Here is a 16,761-nt window from a genome sequence, read left to right as displayed (position 1 = left end):
ATTGATAGGTGGAGTCAACTCCGGTTGATTAACACGCTTACACCAGCCTGCGTTTTTACGCAGGTTTTTTTTTGCCTGAAAGTTCAACCTGTAACAGCAATAGAAAATATTCACACCTGGTTGCACTTCGGCTCATTCCCTTGCGTTTTCCTGCTGGCGAAGCGCAGGTCGAACGACCACAATCAAGATCCCAGAGGTATTGATTGGTGAGAATTCTTAGTACGGTTTCGTACTCATCTCTTGCACCAACCTGCGCGGATGCGCAGGTTTTTTTTCGCCTCCACTTTTGCTGTCGCTCCCGTATCACTTCTCGTGTAATCTGCCACCATTTACTATCAACCCTCCACACTGGCTGGCAAAGGGAGTTGAGATGCTATTTGGGTTCTTCCGTACACTCTTCCGTATTCTTTTTCGCATCCGCGTTACTGGCGATACCCAGGCGCTTCGCGGCGAACGCGTTCTTATCACGCCAAATCATGTTTCCTTTATAGACGGCATTCTGCTGGCGCTATTTTTACCCGTGCGCCCGGTGTTTGCGGTCTATACCTCTATCAGCCAGCAGTGGTACATGCGCTGGCTCACGCCGCTGATTGATTTTGTGCCGCTCGACCCGACAAAGCCGATGATGATTAAGCATCTGGTGCGTCTGGTTGAGCAGGGGCGTCCGGTGGTTATTTTCCCGGAAGGGCGTATCTCCGTGACCGGTTCGCTGATGAAAATCTACGATGGCGCGGGGTTTGTTGCAGCGAAATCAAAAGCGACCGTGGTGCCGCTGCGTATTGAAGGCGCAGAGTTGACCCATTTCAGCCGACTGAAGGGGCTGGTGAAGCAGCGTCTGTTCCCAAAAATCACGCTGCATATTCTGCCGCCCACGTCGTTACCGATGCCGGACGCCCCGCGTGCCCGCGATCGCCGTAAAATCGCCGGGGAAATGCTGCATCAGATTATGATGGAAGCGCGCATGGCCGTGCGTCCGCGCGAAACGCTGTACGAATCTCTGCTTTCCGCTCAGCACCGCTATGGCGCGAAGAAAAACTGCATCGAAGACATCAACTTTACCCCGGATACCTATCGCAAGCTGCTGACTAAGACCCTCTTTGTGGGCCGCATTCTTGAGAAATACAGCATGAAGGGCGAAAAGATTGGCCTGATGCTGCCTAACGCAGGCATCAGCGCGGCGGTGATTTTTGGTGCGGTTTCCCGGGGGCGCATCCCGGCAATGATGAACTACACGGCGGGCGTGAAAGGGCTGACCAGCGCCATCACCGCTGCCCAGATTAATACCGTCTTTACCTCTCGTCAGTTCCTGGACAAAGGCAAGCTCTGGCATCTTCCCGAGCAGCTCACCCAGGTGCGCTGGGTCTTCCTGGAGGATCTGAAAGCGGACGTGACCACCGGCGACAAGCTGTGGATTTTTGCTCACCTGCTGATGCCGCGTCTGGCGCAGGTCAAACAGCAGCCGGAAGATGACGCGATCATTCTCTTCACGTCGGGATCGGAGGGCAACCCGAAAGGCGTCGTCCACAGCCACAAGAGCATTCTGGCGAACGTTGAACAGATCAAAAGCATTGCCGACTTTACCGCGAATGACCGTTTTATGTCGGCGCTGCCGCTGTTCCACTCCTTTGGCCTGACGGTGGGGCTGTTTACGCCGCTGCTGACCGGCGCAGAAGTGTTCCTCTACCCAAGCCCGCTGCATTATCGGATTGTGCCGGAGCTGGTGTATGACCGTAACTGCACCGTTCTGTTCGGCACCTCAACCTTCCTCGGCAACTATGCGCGTTTCGCCAATCCGTATGACTTCTATCGCGTGCGGTATGTGGTGGCCGGTGCGGAAAAACTGCAGGAGAGCACGCGTCAGATCTGGCAGGACAAGTTTGGCCTGCGCATTCTCGAAGGCTATGGCGTTACCGAGTGTGCTCCCGTGGTCTCGATTAACGTACCGATGGCGGCGAAGCCGGGTACGGTGGGTCGAATTCTGCCGGGGATGGATGCGCGTCTGCTGGCCGTGCCGGGCATTGAGGACGGTGGCCGTCTGCAGCTGAAAGGGCCAAACGTGATGAACGGTTATCTGCGCGTGGAAAACCCAGGCGTGCTTGAGGTGCCGACGGCTGAAAACGTCAACGGCGAGGTTGAAACCGGCTGGTACGACACCGGTGATATTGTCCGTTTTGATGAACAAGGCTTTGTACAGATTCAGGGACGCGCGAAGCGCTTCGCCAAAATCGCCGGTGAAATGGTCTCTCTGGAAATGGTTGAGCAGCTGGCGACGGCCGTCTCCGCGGATAAGATGCATGCGACGGTGGTGAAGAGTGATGCCAGCAAAGGCGAGGCGCTGGTGCTGTTTACGACTGACGGTGAGCTTAAGCGCGACAGGTTACTGAGCTATGCGCGTGAACACGGTATTCCTGAACTGGCGGTGCCGCGCGATATTCGCTTCCTGAAGCAGCTCCCGGTGCTGGGTAGCGGGAAGCCCGATTTCGTGACCCTGAAAGGCATGGTTGAAGAGGCGGAACAGCAAAATGCGTGAGTCAGTACACACTAACACATCGCTCAGATCAAAAGGCATGATGGCGGTCATCGCCGCGCAGTTTCTCTCTGCGTTTGGTGATAACGCGCTGCTGTTTGCCACGCTGGCGCTGCTGAAGGCCGAGTTTTACCCCGACTGGAGCCAGCCGATCCTGCAGATGGTGTTTGTGGGCGCTTACATTATCTTTGCTCCGTTCGTCGGGCAGGTGGCGGACAGTTTCCCGAAAGGCCGGGTGATGATGTTTGCCAACGGTCTCAAGCTGCTGGGTGCCGCCAGCATTTGCTTTGGCTTCAATCCGTTTATTGGTTACACGCTGGTGGGCATTGGCGCTGCCGCTTACTCCCCGGCTAAGTATGGCATTCTCGGAGAACTGACCACGGGCGATAAGCTGGTGAAAGCCAACGGCCTGATGGAGTCGTCAACCATCGCCGCAATCCTGCTCGGATCCGTCGCGGGCGGCGTACTGGCCGACTGGCATGTCCTGGCGGCACTGGGCATCTGCGCGGTGGTGTATGGCGGGGCAGTTGTGGCGAACCTGTTTATTCCTAAGCTACCTGTGGCTCGCCCGGGGCAATCCTGGCGCTTTAAACCGATGACAGGCAGTTTCTTTACCGCCTGTCGCGTGCTGTGGCGTAACGGAGAAACGCGTTTCTCCCTGATGGGAACCAGTATGTTTTGGGGGGCGGGCGTCACGCTGCGCTTCCTGCTGGTGCTGTGGGTGCCGGTGGCGCTGGGAATTACCGACAACGCGACGCCGACCTATCTTAACGCGATGGTGGCCATCGGCATTGTGGTGGGAGCTGGCGCGGCGGCGAAGCTGGTGACGCTAGAGACCGTAGCACGCTGCATGCCCGCAGGGATCCTGATTGGCGTCGTGGTGCTGATTTTCTCGCTGCAACATGCATTATTGCCTGCGTATGTCCTCCTCATCCTGATTGGTATTCTGGGCGGTTTCTTCGTGGTGCCGCTGAACGCGTTGCTGCAGGAACGTGGCAAGCAGACCGTCGGGGCGGGGAATGCCATCGCGGTACAAAACCTGGGTGAAAACCTGGCGATGCTGCTAATGCTGGGGCTCTACTCGCTGGCGGTAAAAGTCGGTGTGCCGGTGGTGGGGATTGGCGTCGGGTTTGGCGGGCTGTTTGCGCTGGCGATTGCGGGATTGTGGATCTGGCAACGTCGGCGCTGATAAGTGCGGCCTGATGTCCTCACTCTGGCCCTCTCCTACAGGGAGAGGGAGCAAACCCTAAAAACGGCAACGTGCGTTGCCGTTTTGCTTTTATTACGGCGCAGGATACGTATAAACCTGATGCACCGCTTCAATCTCCGCTAACACCTCTTCACTCAGGTTCAGATGGAAACTCTCAATATTGGTTTTCAGCTGTTCCATCGTGGTCGCGCCCAGCAGGGTGCTGGCAACAAACGGCTGACGACGCACGAAGGCCAGCGCCATCTGGGCAGGGTCAAGACCGTGACGCTTTGCGATATCCACATAGGCGGCAACGGCCTTCTGCGTCTGCTCGCCGCTGTAGCGGGTAAAACGGCTAAAGAGGGTATTTCGCGCCCCGGCCGGTTTCGCGCCGTTCAGGTATTTCCCCGTCAGCGTGCCAAAGCCGAGACAGGAATAGGCGAGCAGTTCCACTTCTTCATATTGCGTCACTTCGGCCAGACCCACCTCATAGCTACGGTTAAGCAGGCTGTACGGATTCTGGATGGTGACGATACGCGGCAGATCGTGTTTATCCGCCAGGTGCAGATAGCGCATTACGCCAAAGGCCGTTTCGTTAGAGACGCCAATGTAGCGGATTTTTCCCGCGCGCTGGCACTCGGTCAGCGCTTCCAGCGTTTCCAGCAGCGTTACGGCGGGGGCACTCTCATTCCAGCTATAGCCGAGCTTACCAAAGCAGTTGGTTGGACGCTGCGGCCAGTGCACCTGATACAGGTCGAGGTAGTCGGTTTGCAGGCGCTTCAGGCTGGCGTCCAGTGCAGCGCGGATATTCTTACGATCGAGGATCTGATTCGGGCGGATCCCGGTATCGTTGTTGCGCGCGGGACCACTGACTTTTGAGGCAATCACCAGCTTTTCACGGTTGCCGCGTTTTGCCAGCCAGTTACCGACGTAGGTTTCGGTAAGTCCCTGCGTTTCCGGACGTGGCGGAACAGGGTACATCTCCGCGACATCAATCAGGTTAATCCCCTGGCTGACGGCGTAATCGAGTTGTGCATGGGCATCGGCTTCGCTGTTTTGTTCACCAAATGTCATCGTGCCCAACCCCAGTTGGCTAATTTCCAGAGCGCTGTGGGGGATACGGTGATAATGCATAGCCGGCTTCCTCAGTAGACTTATAGACCGCGTCAGGGCGTGCCCGACAAAGGAATATAAACATGGCAGAGGGGAAGCAAAAGGGGAAGAAAAAAATCAAAAAGGCCAGCAAGCGACTGACCTCTCTCTGTTTATCGCTCGATAATTTGCGATACTTCGTCGCGATTGATCTGCATTTTATTGCCTTCCTGGTCGCGGTAGCTGACCAGACCGGTATCATCGTCGACTTCGGGTTTGCCGTCGGTCAGGATCATTCGACCGTCTTTTGTCGCCATAACGTAATCGCTGCTACAGCCCGATACGGCAAACGCTAAACCGACTGCTGAAACTAACACTGCCCATTTTTTCATCGTTATCGTCCTCATCTGGCGCGTATCAAATCATAGTTTAGTTTTAACCCGATATTGCAACAGGAGGAAGCGGTAAAATCTTAAAAAGCAGTCGATTATGTTTGGGAGCTCGCAAAATAAGTAAAAAACTATGTTTTTAGAAGAAAATGGCGAGCAAGAAGCGCGCCGGTGAAGTTCTTTTTGAGATAAAAACCGCGCGGCAACGTTAGTATCGGCTCACCCTTCGAGCCGATTGCCTCGGTAAGCGCTTTGCTGTTGGCCGCTTTCGGGCGCAGCTGTAATACTTCTCCGTGCCGGGCGGTGATGCGCTCTACCTGCCCAAGCACGATCATGTCCATCAGCTCTTCCCAGTCCAGACGCAGCTGTTGCTCCTCATCGTCGTTCGGGCTCCAGAGCAGCGGCGCGCCAACGCGACGCTCAGCCAGGGGGATCTGACGCTCACCTTCAACCGGCACCCACAATACGCGCTTCAGCTTGTGGCGAACATGGCAGGTTTCCCACGTCACGCCGGTGTTGCCGGTTAATGGCGCTACGCAGACGAAGGTGGTCTCAAGGGGCTTGCCCTGGCTGTCTATGGGGATGGTTTTTAACTCCACGCCAAGCGCTGCAAAATCCTGCTCGGGTTTGCTCCCTGCGCTGGCGCCCAGCCACAGCTCGAGCAGCATGCCGATCCAGCCTTTATCCCGTTTTAGATCCTTCGGGATCTGAAGCCCTGCCAATGCCGCCAGCTCGCCAAGCGAAAAGCCTGCCAGACGCTGTGCCTGCTGTAGCAACTGGCCCTCGCTGGACGGCGGTGAGAGCAAGTGTGTAAGCGGATGCATGAAGGTAACCTTTTGATTAAAAAATAAACGAAGAAATTGTCCCCTGTGGATAGAGTTTAACTATTTCTGTACCAATATTCCATGTCTATGATTTATAGGTTTTTTTATTGCTTTTAAATCGTTTCACCAGACTCAGAAAACCGGTTGTTCAAATCTGGTCACTGACAATGAACAGGATCTTACACCATGTTATCCACAGAAAAATGGGATAACTGGGTATAACCCTGACTACTGTTTCAATTTACAGCCTTGACGTGCGATGAAAATCGAATTTTCAAACAAATTGTGACTAACTTATTGGCACAATCTGTGGATAAAACCGACGCTGTTCGATCTTTCATCAGTACGACGATCCCTGATGTGACGATCGTCACGCTATTCTGTTTTTTGTTCATAAAAATACATTTAACTTTATGAAAAATATTGAATTATTTGAATGACGCGAAAGCGTTGGCAAAACAGGGTTTGAGGTTGTTCATCGGTAATCAGACACTTCTTCACAACTATATCCACAGAAAAGGTGAATAAAATTCCCTTCACCGCCTCTCATCTGTTTATAACTCAGCACTTATTTGTGAGTTATTCAAATGTTATTAGGTTGCAGCCCTGTAAGAGAGTGGTTTACCGCCTCCCTGTAGTGTGAAACAATCATTCATATATAAGGTTTAGTTTGGGGTAGTCCGGTGATTGATGACGATGGCTACCGCCCGAACGTAGGAATAGTAATTTGTAATCGTCAGGGCCAGGTAATGTGGGCCCGGCGATATGGTCAGCACTCCTGGCAGTTCCCGCAAGGCGGGATCAATCCGGGAGAGTCCCCAGAACAAGCGATGTACCGGGAGCTTTTTGAAGAGGTCGGTTTAAGCCGAAAAGATGTTCGCATCCTGGCTTCGACCCGCAACTGGTTGCGTTACAAGTTACCGAAACGTTTGGTGCGTTGGGACACAAAGCCGGTTTGTATCGGCCAGAAACAGAAGTGGTTTCTGTTGCAGTTGGTGGGCAACGATTCAGACATCAATATGCAAACCAGCAGTACGCCGGAATTCGATGGCTGGCGCTGGGTGAGCTATTGGTATCCTGTTCGTCAGGTCGTGTCATTTAAACGCGATGTTTACCGTAGGGTGATGAAAGAGTTTGCAAGTGTGGTCATGCAGCTTCAGGAGGTCCCCCCTAAGCCGCAGAGCGCACCTGCATGGCGACGTAAAAGAGGTTAAGCTACGCAAATCATGCTCACCCGCTTGCGAGAAATAGTCGAGAAGGTGGCCAGTGCTCCGCGTCTGAACGAGGCGCTGAATATTCTGGTCACTGACATCTGTCTTGCGATGGAGACCGAGGTCTGTTCGGTGTATCTGGCCGACCACGATCGGCGCTGCTATTACCTGATGGCGACCCGTGGTTTGAAAAAACCACGTGGACGCACCGTCACGCTCGCCTTTGATGAAGGTATCGTGGGTCTGGTTGGGCGGCTGGCTGAACCCATCAACCTTGCTGATGCGCAAAAACACCCCAGCTTTAAATACATCCCTTCCGTAAAAGAAGAGCGCTTCCGCGCTTTCCTTGGCGTGCCGATTATCCAGCGTCGCCAGCTGCTCGGCGTGCTGGTTGTCCAGCAGCGCGAGCTACGTCAGTACGATGAAAGCGAAGAGTCTTTCCTCGTCACGCTGGCCACGCAGATGGCGGCGATCCTCTCCCAGTCCCAGCTTGCCGCGCTCTTTGGTCAGTATCGCCATACGCGCATTCGTGCCCTTCCGGCATCGCCAGGCGTAGCGATTGCGGAAGGCTGGATGGACGCCACGCTGCCGCTGATGGAGCAGGTTTACGAAGCCTCTACGCTTGATGAAGCGCTTGAGCGCGAGCGTCTTACCGCCGCGCTGGAAGAGGCTGCGAATGAATTTCGTCGTTACAGCAAGCGTTTTGCCGCAGGCGCACAGAAAGAGACGGCGGCCATCTTCGACCTCTATTCGCATCTGCTCTCCGACGCGCGTCTGCGTCGTGAGCTTTTTGCGGAAGTGGATAAAGGCTCGGTCGCAGAGTGGGCGGTTAAGAAGGTCATCGAAAAATTTGCCGACCAATTTGCGGCACTGACCGACGGTTACCTGAAAGAGCGGGCTGGCGATCTCCGCGCCCTGGGACAGCGTCTGCTGTTCCATCTCGATGACACCATTCAGGGGCCGAATGCCTGGCCAAAACGGTTTGTTCTGGTCGCCGATGAACTCTCGGCAACGACGCTGGCTGAACTGCCCCAGGACAGGCTGGCCGGTGTGGTGGTGCGCGATGGTGCCGCCAACTCGCATGCCGCCATTATGGTGCGCGCGCTGGGTATCCCAACCGTTATGGGGGCCGATATCCAGCCGTCGGTACTGCACCGCCGTACGCTGGTGGTTGACGGCTATCGCGGTGAGCTGCTGGTCGATCCTGAGCCGGTTTTGCTCCAGGAATACCAGCGACTTATCAGCGAAGAGAATGAATTAAGCAAGCTGGCGGAGGATGACGTTAACCTGCCCGCACAGCTTAAGAGCGGAGAGCGGATCAAAGTCATGCTCAACGCCGGTTTAAGCCCTGAGCATGAAGAAAAGCTTGGCAGCCGCATCGACGGTATTGGCCTGTACCGTACTGAAATCCCGTTCATGCTGCAGAGCGGTTTCCCCTCCGAAGAGGAGCAGGTGGCGCAGTATCAGGGGATGCTGCAGATGTTTAACGACAAACCTGTCACCCTGCGAACCCTCGATGTCGGCGCGGATAAACAGCTGCCCTATATGCCGATCAGCGAAGAAAACCCGTGCCTGGGCTGGCGTGGGATCCGCATTACGCTCGATCAGCCGGAGATCTTCCTGATCCAGGTGCGTGCAATGCTGCGCGCCAACGCGGCGACGGGCAATCTCAGCATCTTACTCCCGATGGTCACCAGCATTGATGAGATCGACGAGTCCCGGCGACTGATCGAACGTGCCGGCCGTGAAGTGGAAGAGATGATCGGCTATGCGATCCCGAAACCGCGGATCGGGGTGATGCTTGAAGTGCCGTCTATGGTCTTTATGCTGCCGCAGCTGGCAAACCGTGTTGATTTTATCTCTGTCGGCACGAACGACCTGACGCAATATATTCTGGCCGTCGACCGTAACAATACGCGTGTCGCCAGTATCTACGACAGCCTGCACCCGGCGATCATTCGCGCGTTAGCGATGATTGCCCGCGAAGCGGAACAGTACGGCATTGATTTACGCCTGTGCGGTGAAATGGCCGGGGATTCAATGTGCGTTGCGATCCTGATTGGTCTGGGATACCGCCATCTGTCGATGAACGGTCGCGCTGTCGCCCGCGTGAAGTACCTGCTGCGGCATATCGACATCAACGATGCCCGCGAGCTGGCTGAACGCAGCCTTGACGCGCAGCTGGCAGCAGAGGTTCGTCATCAGGTCGCAGCGTTTATGGAACGACGCGGTATGGGCGGCCTGATCCGCGGCGGCCGCTAATCATCTTTCCGCCTCTCCCTCCGGGAGAGTGCTCCAGCGCGCATAAAACCCTATACACATCTTTTACATCTCTGGCGCATCCTCCGCGCCCGCCTTGTGCTATGATTCGCAACTTTGGAGCCTCTGCTTACGGCAGAATCGCATTTCTACCGCTGTCCACTTTCAGCGGAATAACAACATCTTGTGGTGACAGATGAACAGTGGTTATCTGCATTTTCCGGAATTTGATCCGGTCATTTTCTCAGTAGGACCTGTTTCGCTTCACTGGTACGGTCTGATGTACCTGGTGGGCTTCATTTTTGCCATGTGGCTCGCTGGCCGTCGCGCCAGTCGTCCGGGCAGCGGCTGGACGAAAAACGAAGTTGAAAACCTGCTCTATGCGGGCTTCCTCGGCGTGTTCCTCGGTGGCCGCATTGGGTACGTGCTGTTCTATAACTTCCCGGTGTTTCTGAATGACCCTCTCTATCTGTTCCGCGTGTGGGACGGCGGCATGTCCTTCCACGGCGGCCTGATTGGGGTGATCCTGGTGATGGTGATTTTTGCCAAACGCACCAAACGCAACTTCTTCCAGGTTTCAGATTTTATCGCACCGCTGATCCCGTTTGGTCTCGGCGCTGGCCGTCTGGGTAACTTTATCAACGGTGAGCTGTGGGGCCGAGTCGACCCGAGCGTGCCGTACACGATGCTCTTCCCGGGCTCCCGCGCAGAGGATATCGCGCTGCTGCCATCACACCCGGAGTGGCAGTCCATTTTTGATACCTACGGCGTTCTGCCGCGCCATATGTCTCAGCTGTACGAGCTGGCGCTGGAAGGCGTGGTACTGTTTATCATCCTCAACCTGTTTATCCGCAAACCGCGTCCGATGGGCGCTGTCTCCGGCCTGTTCCTGATTGGCTACGGCGCATTCCGTATTATCGTCGAGTTCTTCCGTCAGCCTGACGCACAGTTTACCGGCGAATGGGTACAGTACATCAGCATGGGGCAGATCCTCTCCATTCCGATGATTGTCGCGGGTGCCATTATGATGATTTGGGCGTATCGTCGTCGTCCACAGCAACAAATTTCCTGAGGAACCATGAAACAGTATCTTGAATTGATGAAAAAAGTGCTCGACGAGGGCACGCCGAAAAACGACCGCACCGGCACCGGTACGCTCTCCATTTTTGGCCACCAGATGCGCTTCAATCTGCAAGAAGGCTTCCCACTGGTGACGACAAAGCGCTGCCACCTGCGCTCGATCATTCATGAACTGCTCTGGTTCCTGCAAGGCGATACCAACGTTGCGTATCTGCACGAAAATAACGTCTCAATCTGGGACGAGTGGGCAGATGAAAATGGCAACCTGGGCCCGGTTTACGGCAAGCAGTGGCGCGCCTGGCCGACGCCTGATGGTCGCCATATTGACCAGATCACCACCGTGATGAACCAGCTAAAAAACGATCCGGACTCGCGCCGAATCATCGTTTCCGCCTGGAACGTCGGCGAGCTGGATAAAATGGCGCTGGCGCCGTGCCATGCGTTCTTCCAGTTCTATGTGGCGGATGGAAAGCTTTCTTGTCAGCTCTACCAGCGCTCCTGTGACGTGTTCCTCGGCCTGCCGTTTAACATTGCCAGCTATGCGCTGTTGGTCCACATGATGGCGCAGCAGTGCGATCTGGAAGTGGGTGATTTTGTCTGGACCGGTGGGGACACCCATCTTTACAGCAACCATATGGAACAGACGCATCTCCAGCTGACTCGCGAACCGCGTGCGCTGCCGAAGCTGATTATCAAGCGCAAACCGGCATCAATCTTCGACTACCGCTTTGATGATTTCGAGATTGAGGGCTATGACCCGCATCCGGGCATCAAAGCGCCTGTCGCTATCTGATGCGATAAAGCGTGACACAACCGGTGCTCTTTAGCGCCGGTTTTTTTTTGCCTTTATCCCGTTTCCCGAAGCGCTATCCAGAAAGCGTGCAACGCGCTGCAACACTCTCAATTCCTCGGATAACGCCTCGTAAAACGAAGAACCGTCGCTCGTCATGTTCACGGCGCTTCGCCACACTCCCGGTATGAAAAAAGAGAACGGTTTTACGCTTATCGAAACGCTGGTCGCGATTTCGCTTGTCGTTATCCTCAGCGCCTCAGGGCTGTACGGCTGGGACAGCTGGCAGCGGCAGCAGCGGCTGTGGCAAACCGCCAGTCAGGTGCGAGATTACCTGCTGTTTCTGCGCAACCATGCCAACCGCTACAACCGCGACCATCAAATTACCCGTCTGCGGGTGGGAGGCATGGATTGTCTGGTGAGCTCTGCCGTGCAAGGCTGTGAGAAGGGCAGTCCCTTTGTGCTGATACCACTCTGGCCTGAGATCGCGATCGGCGAGGTAACGCCGTCGCTCGCGTTCTATGGATTAAAGGATACGGCATGGGCAGGGCGGATACGCGTTCAAAGCCGTGCGGGAGAATGGCTGATTATTGTCTCAAATGGAGGACGCATCAGGATGTGTAAGGTCTCTGCAGGAGGTTCATGTCGATGAAGCAGCGTGGTTTCTCACTGACTGAAGTTCTGATTGCCACGGCGATTAGCAGCCTCCTGCTGATAAGCGCATCGCGTTTTTTACCCGGCTTGCAGCGGGCGATCTTAGTGCAATCTGGTCAGAGACAACTGGAGGAAGAGGTCTGGCACCACCTGTTTGCTCTGGGCAAAAAGCTTCAGCGTGCGGGGTACTGCGCGGGAAACTGTCAGGGACAGGCACTGGTGACAGCCAGGCAAGGAAGTTGCGTCATTGTGCGGTGGGATGCCAACAGTAACGGCAGCTGGGATAACAGCGCATCAGAAAATGACAGCACCGGTTTTCGACTGGAGTCTGGTGCGCTTGAAACCCAGCGTGGAGCGACCTCATGTGAAGGAAAAGGATGGGAAAAGCTCACAGACCCGAACAGGCTTACGATCGCGCATTTTGTGGTGAGGACAGTGGAACATGCCGATTTTGCGCCAGAGGTGAATATCGAACTGGCGGCGATTCGTAAAGGCGAGCAGGGGGAACCCTGGCAGGCGTTGTATACGGTCACGGGGTACAACCTGTGAATCGTCAACGCGGAATGTCTTCGCTGGCGATGGTTCTGCTTTTACTGGTGCTCGGTACCCTGATCCTCACCGGTCTCAATCAGCAGCTCACAACCTTTAGCGCGCTCGTTGGCGGTGAGAAAAGTTCGATTCAGCAGCAGGCGACGGTGCAGTCCGCGCTTGAGTGGGGACGAGTTCAGAGCTGGTCATCGGAGCCACAGGTTCAGTGCAAAATGACACCGGCGTGGCGAGTGTGTTTGCGCCAGTTGAATGGAGCGCGTGTGCTGCTGATTGCCGGAGACAGCGGCCTGCTGCTTTGGCGCTCAGGAGAGATTGTCGACGGGAACGTTCGCTTTTCGCCTCACGGCTGGAGTGATTTTTGTCCCCTTAAGGAGAGCGCGTTATGCCAGCTGCCGTAAACAGAGAAAAAGGGTTTAGCATGGTTGAGGTACTGCTGGCGATGATGCTGCTGGTGATCGTCGTGACGGCTTTGTCCGGTTATCACCGGGCGCTGGCGGCGCGGTTTACCCTATTTAATCAGTATCGCCAGCTCTGGCACCATGCCTGGAATCAGTCTCAGCTCTCAACAAATGTTCTCCCGGCAGGCTGGCAGGCCAGTCGGGGGCAGACAACGCACGCAGGATGTGTCAGCATCACGGTCACACTTATTTCTCCTCTGGGGCGGCGCGGTGAGATAACGCGTCTGCATTGCCCGGTTAGCCAGTAGTCGGGAGCGTCTATGTTAAGGGTCTACCACTCAAATCGTCTGGATGTGCTGGAAGCGCTGATGGAATTTATCGTTGAGCGCGAGCGGCTTGACGATCCTTTTGAGCCTGAAATGGTGCTGGTGCAGAGCACCGGTATGGCACAGTGGCTGCAAATGTCGCTTTCCCGTAAATTTGGCATAGCCGCAAATATTGATTTCCCGCTGCCCGCGAGTTTTATCTGGGAGATGTTTGTGCGCGTGTTGCCGGACATCCCGGAGCAGAGCGCCTTCAACAAACAAGGCATGAGCTGGAAGCTCATGGCGCTGCTGCCGGAAATGCTGCAGCACGATGAATTCGCCATGCTGCGCCACTACCTCAATGACGATACCGATAAGCGCAAGCTGTTCCAGCTGGCGTCGCGTACCGCCGATCTCTACGACCAATACCTTGTTTACCGTTCTGACTGGTTAATTCGTTGGGAAGCGGGCGAGCTGGTTGAAGGGCTACCGGAGGCGCAAATATGGCAGGCACCTCTGTGGAAAGCACTGGTAGAGCATACGGAGAAACTTGGGCAGCCTAAGTGGCATCGTGCCAACCTGTACGAGCGGTTTATCTCAATACTCGAGAATGCCCCGGAGCGCCCGGCCCGACTGCCGTCACGCGTTTTTATCTGCGGGATATCCGCCTTACCGCCTGTTTATCTGAAGGCGTTGAACGCGCTGGGTAAACATATTGATATCCATATTTTGTTCACCAACCCTTGCCGACAGTATTGGGGGGATATCCTCGACGAACGTTGGCTTGCGCGGCTGGTAACTCGCCAACGAAAGCGCCTTTTTGAAGAACGTTCCGTCCCGCTGTTTAAAGACGGCTCGACTGCCGGGCAACTTTTTGATGAAGACGGTATCCAGAACCTGCCCAATCCACTGCTTGCCTCGTGGGGGAAGCTGGGGCGTGACTACATTCACATGCTTTCAGACATCACTTCATCAGGCGAAGGCGACGTGGATGCCTTTGTCGATATTGCCCCTGATAGCCTGCTGCATCATATTCAGCTGGATATCCTCGATCTGGAAAACAGTGCCGTGATGGGCGTGACGGCGAACGAATTCGAACGTAGCGACAGCAAGCGCAAGCTGGATGCTGACGATCGCAGCATCACGATCCACGTTTGCCATAGCCCTCAGCGTGAGGTCGAAGTGCTTCACGACCAGCTGCTGGCGATGCTGCAGGACGATCCCGAACTGACGCCACGCGATATTGTGGTGATGGTGGCGGATATCGACAGCTACAGTCCCTTCATTCAGGCCGTTTTTGGCAGTGCGACGGGCGAGCGATATCTGCCTTACGCTATCTCTGACCGTCGTGCCCGCCAGTCGCATCCGGCACTGCAGGCCTTTATCACTCTGCTTTCACTGCCGGATAGCCGCTTTATCTCCGAAGATGTCCTGGCGTTACTGGATGTTCCCGTGCTGGCTGCACGCTTTAACATCACTGAAGAGGGGCTGCGCTACCTTCGCCAGTGGGTGAACGAATCTGGCGTACGCTGGGGGATCGATGACGATAACGTTCAGGAGTTCGAACTTCCTCCAACCGGGCAGCACACGTGGCGTTTTGGCCTGACGCGTATGCTGCTGGGCTACGCCATGGAGAGCAGTCAGGGCGAGTGGAATGAGGTGCTGCCTTACGATGAGTCCAGCGGGTTAATTGCTGAACTGGTGGGGCATTTAGCGTCACTCCTGATGCAGCTTAACCGCTGGCGACACGAGCTGATGCAGCCGCGTCCGCTTGAAGCGTGGCTTCCGGTTTGCAGGGCATTGCTTAATGATTTTTTCCTGCCAGACAGTGACACCGAAGCGGCAATGGCACTGATTGAAACGCAGTGGCAGGCGATCATCGACGAAGGCGTCAATTCCCACTATCAGGAGGCCATTCCGCTGTCGCTGTTGAGGGATGAGTTGACGCAGCGGCTTGACCAGGAGCGAATCAGCCAGCGTTTCCTGGCAGGCCCCATCAATATTTGCACCCTGATGCCAATGCGTTCTATCCCGTTTAAAGTGGTCTGTTTACTTGGCATGAACGACGGCGTTTATCCGCGCGCGCTGGCGCCGCTGGGGTTCGATTTGATGAGCGCAGATCCAAAGCGGGGCGACCGTAGCCGCCGCGATGATGACCGCTACCTCTTCCTTGAGGCGCTCATTTCCGCCCAGAGTAAGCTATATATCAGCTATATCGGCCGTTCCATTCAGGACAACAGCGAGCGTTTTCCCTCCGTTCTGGTGCAGGAGCTGGTGGACTATATCGGCCAGAGTCACTATCTGCCGGGGGATGAAGAGCGCAACTGCGATGAAAGCGAGAAGAGGGTGAAATCTCATATCACCTGTTTCCACAGCCGCATGCCATTTGACCCGGTGAACTACACGCCCAGCGAGCGCCAGAGCTATGCGCAGGAGTGGTTACCGGCAGCGAAAAAGGAGGGGAGTGCGCATACCGATTTCATACAGGAACTTGATCCGCGCCCTGTCGATACCCTGACCTTCGAACAGCTTCAGCGGTTTTGGGCGCATCCGGTGCGCGCTTTCTTCCAGCAGCGATTGCAGGTCAACTTCCGTTCTGAAGAGAGTGAAATTCCTGATGCAGAACCCTTTACGCTGGAAGGGCTGGAGCGCTACCAGTTAAACCTGCAGCTGTTGAATGCGCTGGTTGAAGAGGAAGATGCTGACAAACTTTATCGCCGCTACCGTGCTGCAGGGCAGCTGCCCTATGGGGCGTTCGGGGAAATTGTGTGGGAGGCGCAGTGTCAGGAGATGACCGCCCTGGCAGAACGCGTAAGAGCGTGCCGACAGCCAGGAAAAAGCATTGAAATCGATCTCAACTGCAATGGTGTACAGCTCACGGGCTGGTTAACCCAGGTTCAGCCGGACGGGCTGCTGCGCTGGCGGCCCTCTATGCTTAGCGTTTCACAGGGTTTGCAACTCTGGCTGGAACATCTTGTCTACAGTGCGGATGGTCATAAAGGTGAAAGTCGGATTTTCGTGCGCAAAGAGGGCGAATGGCGCTTCCCGCCGATGGAGTCTGAGCAGGCGTTACGGTATCTGTCTTTGTACATTGAGGGCTACCGTCAGGGAATGAACAAACCGCTCCTGGTACTGCCGGAAAGTGGCGGCGCCTGGATAAAAGCCTGTTATGACGCACAGAATGATGCGATGTTAACGGATGAGGCGTCACTGCAGAAAGCGCGCAGTAAATTTATGCAGGCCTACGAAGGTAACATGATGGTGCGGGGCGAAGGTGAAGATGTCTGGTATCAGCGCTTATGGCGAACGCTTGAGCCAGAGTACTTTGAGGCCATCACGGAAGAGGCGCAGCGCTACCTGCTGCCGTTGTTTAAATTTAATCAGTCCTGAGCGCTGTATAAAAATTGCGCAGCATGGGGGGTTCATTTATGATGCACTTCTTATCACGGACTGATGTACCCCATAAAGAGATGTTGGCGTGTCCAGCACGCAAT

Annotated in this window: 14 protein-coding genes; 11 read left to right on the top strand and 3 right to left on the bottom strand. The window is 55.3% G+C overall.

The features are described 5' to 3' along the window. Positions 1-370 precede the first annotated feature (370 nt). Together aas and lplT are read left to right on the top strand one after the other, a co-directional pair. Entirely contained in the window at positions 371-2,530 is a 2,160-nt protein-coding gene (aas, locus tag SPG90_RS13385; RefSeq protein ID WP_045404609.1) for a bifunctional acyl-ACP--phospholipid O-acyltransferase/long-chain-fatty-acid--ACP ligase, read from the top strand. After that, entirely contained in the window at positions 2,523-3,716 is a 1,194-nt protein-coding gene (lplT, locus tag SPG90_RS13380) for a lysophospholipid transporter LplT (RefSeq protein ID WP_047060028.1), read from the top strand. The genes aas and lplT overlap by 8 nt, the downstream gene beginning before the upstream one ends. Positions 3,717-3,809: 93 nt before the next feature. Here lplT and SPG90_RS13375 read toward each other — a convergent pair whose 3' ends face one another. The 3 genes from SPG90_RS13375 to mutH all read right to left on the bottom strand — a co-directional run bounded on the left by SPG90_RS13375 (position 3,810) and on the right by mutH (position 6,021). Continuing rightward, entirely contained in the window at positions 3,810-4,850 is a 1,041-nt protein-coding gene (locus SPG90_RS13375) for an NADP(H)-dependent aldo-keto reductase (protein ID WP_023309049.1), read from the bottom strand. A 131-nt stretch (positions 4,851-4,981) separates the two neighbouring features. Beyond that, positions 4,982-5,200 (bottom strand): YgdI/YgdR family lipoprotein, encoded by a 219-nt coding sequence (locus SPG90_RS13370; RefSeq protein ID WP_008499668.1) that lies wholly within the window; start codon positions 5,198-5,200, stop codon positions 4,982-4,984. 128 nt (positions 5,201-5,328) lie between these two features. Next, positions 5,329-6,021, bottom strand: a complete 693-nt coding sequence (gene mutH, locus SPG90_RS13365) for a DNA mismatch repair endonuclease MutH (protein ID WP_322408188.1) — start codon at positions 6,019-6,021, stop codon at positions 5,329-5,331. Positions 6,022-6,704: 683 nt separating this feature from the next. Between mutH and rppH the strand changes: the two genes are divergently transcribed. From rppH to recC, 9 genes are all read left to right on the top strand, one after another. Further along, positions 6,705-7,235 (top strand): RNA pyrophosphohydrolase, encoded by a 531-nt coding sequence (rppH, locus tag SPG90_RS13360; protein ID WP_045355585.1) that lies wholly within the window; start codon positions 6,705-6,707, stop codon positions 7,233-7,235. Positions 7,236-7,247: 12 nt separating this feature from the next. Continuing rightward, on the top strand, positions 7,248-9,494 hold the full coding sequence (ptsP, locus tag SPG90_RS13355; RefSeq protein ID WP_023309047.1) for a phosphoenolpyruvate--protein phosphotransferase: 2,247 nt from the start codon (positions 7,248-7,250) through the stop codon (positions 9,492-9,494). A gap of 193 nt (positions 9,495-9,687) precedes the next feature. Beyond that, positions 9,688-10,563, top strand: a complete 876-nt coding sequence (lgt, locus tag SPG90_RS13350) for a prolipoprotein diacylglyceryl transferase (protein ID WP_023309046.1) — start codon at positions 9,688-9,690, stop codon at positions 10,561-10,563. Positions 10,564-10,569: 6 nt separating this feature from the next. Beyond that, complete coding sequence (thyA, locus tag SPG90_RS13345) at positions 10,570-11,364, top strand: thymidylate synthase (RefSeq protein ID WP_014885081.1); 795 nt, start codon at positions 10,570-10,572, stop codon at positions 11,362-11,364. Positions 11,365-11,548: 184 nt separating this feature from the next. After that, positions 11,549-12,013, top strand: a complete 465-nt coding sequence (locus SPG90_RS13340) for a prepilin peptidase-dependent protein (RefSeq protein WP_126303152.1) — start codon at positions 11,549-11,551, stop codon at positions 12,011-12,013. Beyond that, on the top strand, positions 12,004-12,564 hold the full coding sequence (locus SPG90_RS13335; protein WP_322408187.1) for a prepilin peptidase-dependent protein: 561 nt from the start codon (positions 12,004-12,006) through the stop codon (positions 12,562-12,564). Before SPG90_RS13340 ends, SPG90_RS13335 begins: the two co-directional genes overlap by 10 nt. Then, positions 12,561-12,962, top strand: coding sequence for a DUF2509 family protein (locus SPG90_RS13330; RefSeq protein WP_045404600.1), 402 nt, complete (start codon positions 12,561-12,563; stop codon positions 12,960-12,962). Before SPG90_RS13335 ends, SPG90_RS13330 begins: the two co-directional genes overlap by 4 nt. After that, positions 12,947-13,270 carry a prepilin-type N-terminal cleavage/methylation domain-containing protein gene (locus SPG90_RS13325; RefSeq protein WP_023309042.1) on the top strand — a complete coding sequence of 108 codons (324 nt, stop codon included), beginning with the start codon at positions 12,947-12,949 and terminating at the stop codon, positions 13,268-13,270. Before SPG90_RS13330 ends, SPG90_RS13325 begins: the two co-directional genes overlap by 16 nt. Positions 13,271-13,282: 12 nt before the next feature. Continuing rightward, positions 13,283-16,657, top strand: coding sequence for an exodeoxyribonuclease V subunit gamma (gene recC, locus SPG90_RS13320; protein ID WP_126303064.1), 3,375 nt, complete (start codon positions 13,283-13,285; stop codon positions 16,655-16,657). Positions 16,658-16,761: the final 104 nt, after the last annotated feature.

The organism is Enterobacter sp. D2 (assembly GCF_034427575.1).
Classification (GTDB): Bacteria; Pseudomonadota; Gammaproteobacteria; order Enterobacterales; family Enterobacteriaceae; genus Enterobacter; species Enterobacter cloacae_M.
The sequence above is the reverse complement of the archived record's forward strand: the minus strand, read 5'-3'. Positions and strand labels throughout refer to the sequence as shown.

Excerpts from the sequence above, each read along its gene's own strand:
- aas (WP_045404609.1), top strand. The coding sequence starts at position 371 with ATGCTATTTGGGTTCTTCCGTACACTCTTCCGTATTCTTTTTCGCATC.
- lplT (WP_047060028.1), top strand. The coding sequence starts at position 2,523 with ATGCGTGAGTCAGTACACACTAACACATCGCTCAGATCAAAAGGCATG.
- SPG90_RS13375 (WP_023309049.1), bottom strand. The coding sequence starts at position 4,850 with ATGCATTATCACCGTATCCCCCACAGCGCTCTGGAAATTAGCCAACTG.
- SPG90_RS13370 (WP_008499668.1), bottom strand. The coding sequence starts at position 5,200 with ATGAAAAAATGGGCAGTGTTAGTTTCAGCAGTCGGTTTAGCGTTTGCC.
- mutH (WP_322408188.1), bottom strand. The coding sequence starts at position 6,021 with ATGCATCCGCTTACACACTTGCTCTCACCGCCGTCCAGCGAGGGCCAG.
- ptsP (WP_023309047.1), top strand. The coding sequence starts at position 7,248 with ATGCTCACCCGCTTGCGAGAAATAGTCGAGAAGGTGGCCAGTGCTCCG.
- lgt (WP_023309046.1), top strand. The coding sequence starts at position 9,688 with ATGAACAGTGGTTATCTGCATTTTCCGGAATTTGATCCGGTCATTTTC.
- thyA (WP_014885081.1), top strand. The coding sequence starts at position 10,570 with ATGAAACAGTATCTTGAATTGATGAAAAAAGTGCTCGACGAGGGCACG.
- SPG90_RS13340 (WP_126303152.1), top strand. The coding sequence starts at position 11,549 with ATGAAAAAAGAGAACGGTTTTACGCTTATCGAAACGCTGGTCGCGATT.
- SPG90_RS13335 (WP_322408187.1), top strand. The coding sequence starts at position 12,004 with ATGTCGATGAAGCAGCGTGGTTTCTCACTGACTGAAGTTCTGATTGCC.
- SPG90_RS13325 (WP_023309042.1), top strand. The coding sequence starts at position 12,947 with ATGCCAGCTGCCGTAAACAGAGAAAAAGGGTTTAGCATGGTTGAGGTA.
- recC (WP_126303064.1), top strand. The coding sequence starts at position 13,283 with ATGTTAAGGGTCTACCACTCAAATCGTCTGGATGTGCTGGAAGCGCTG.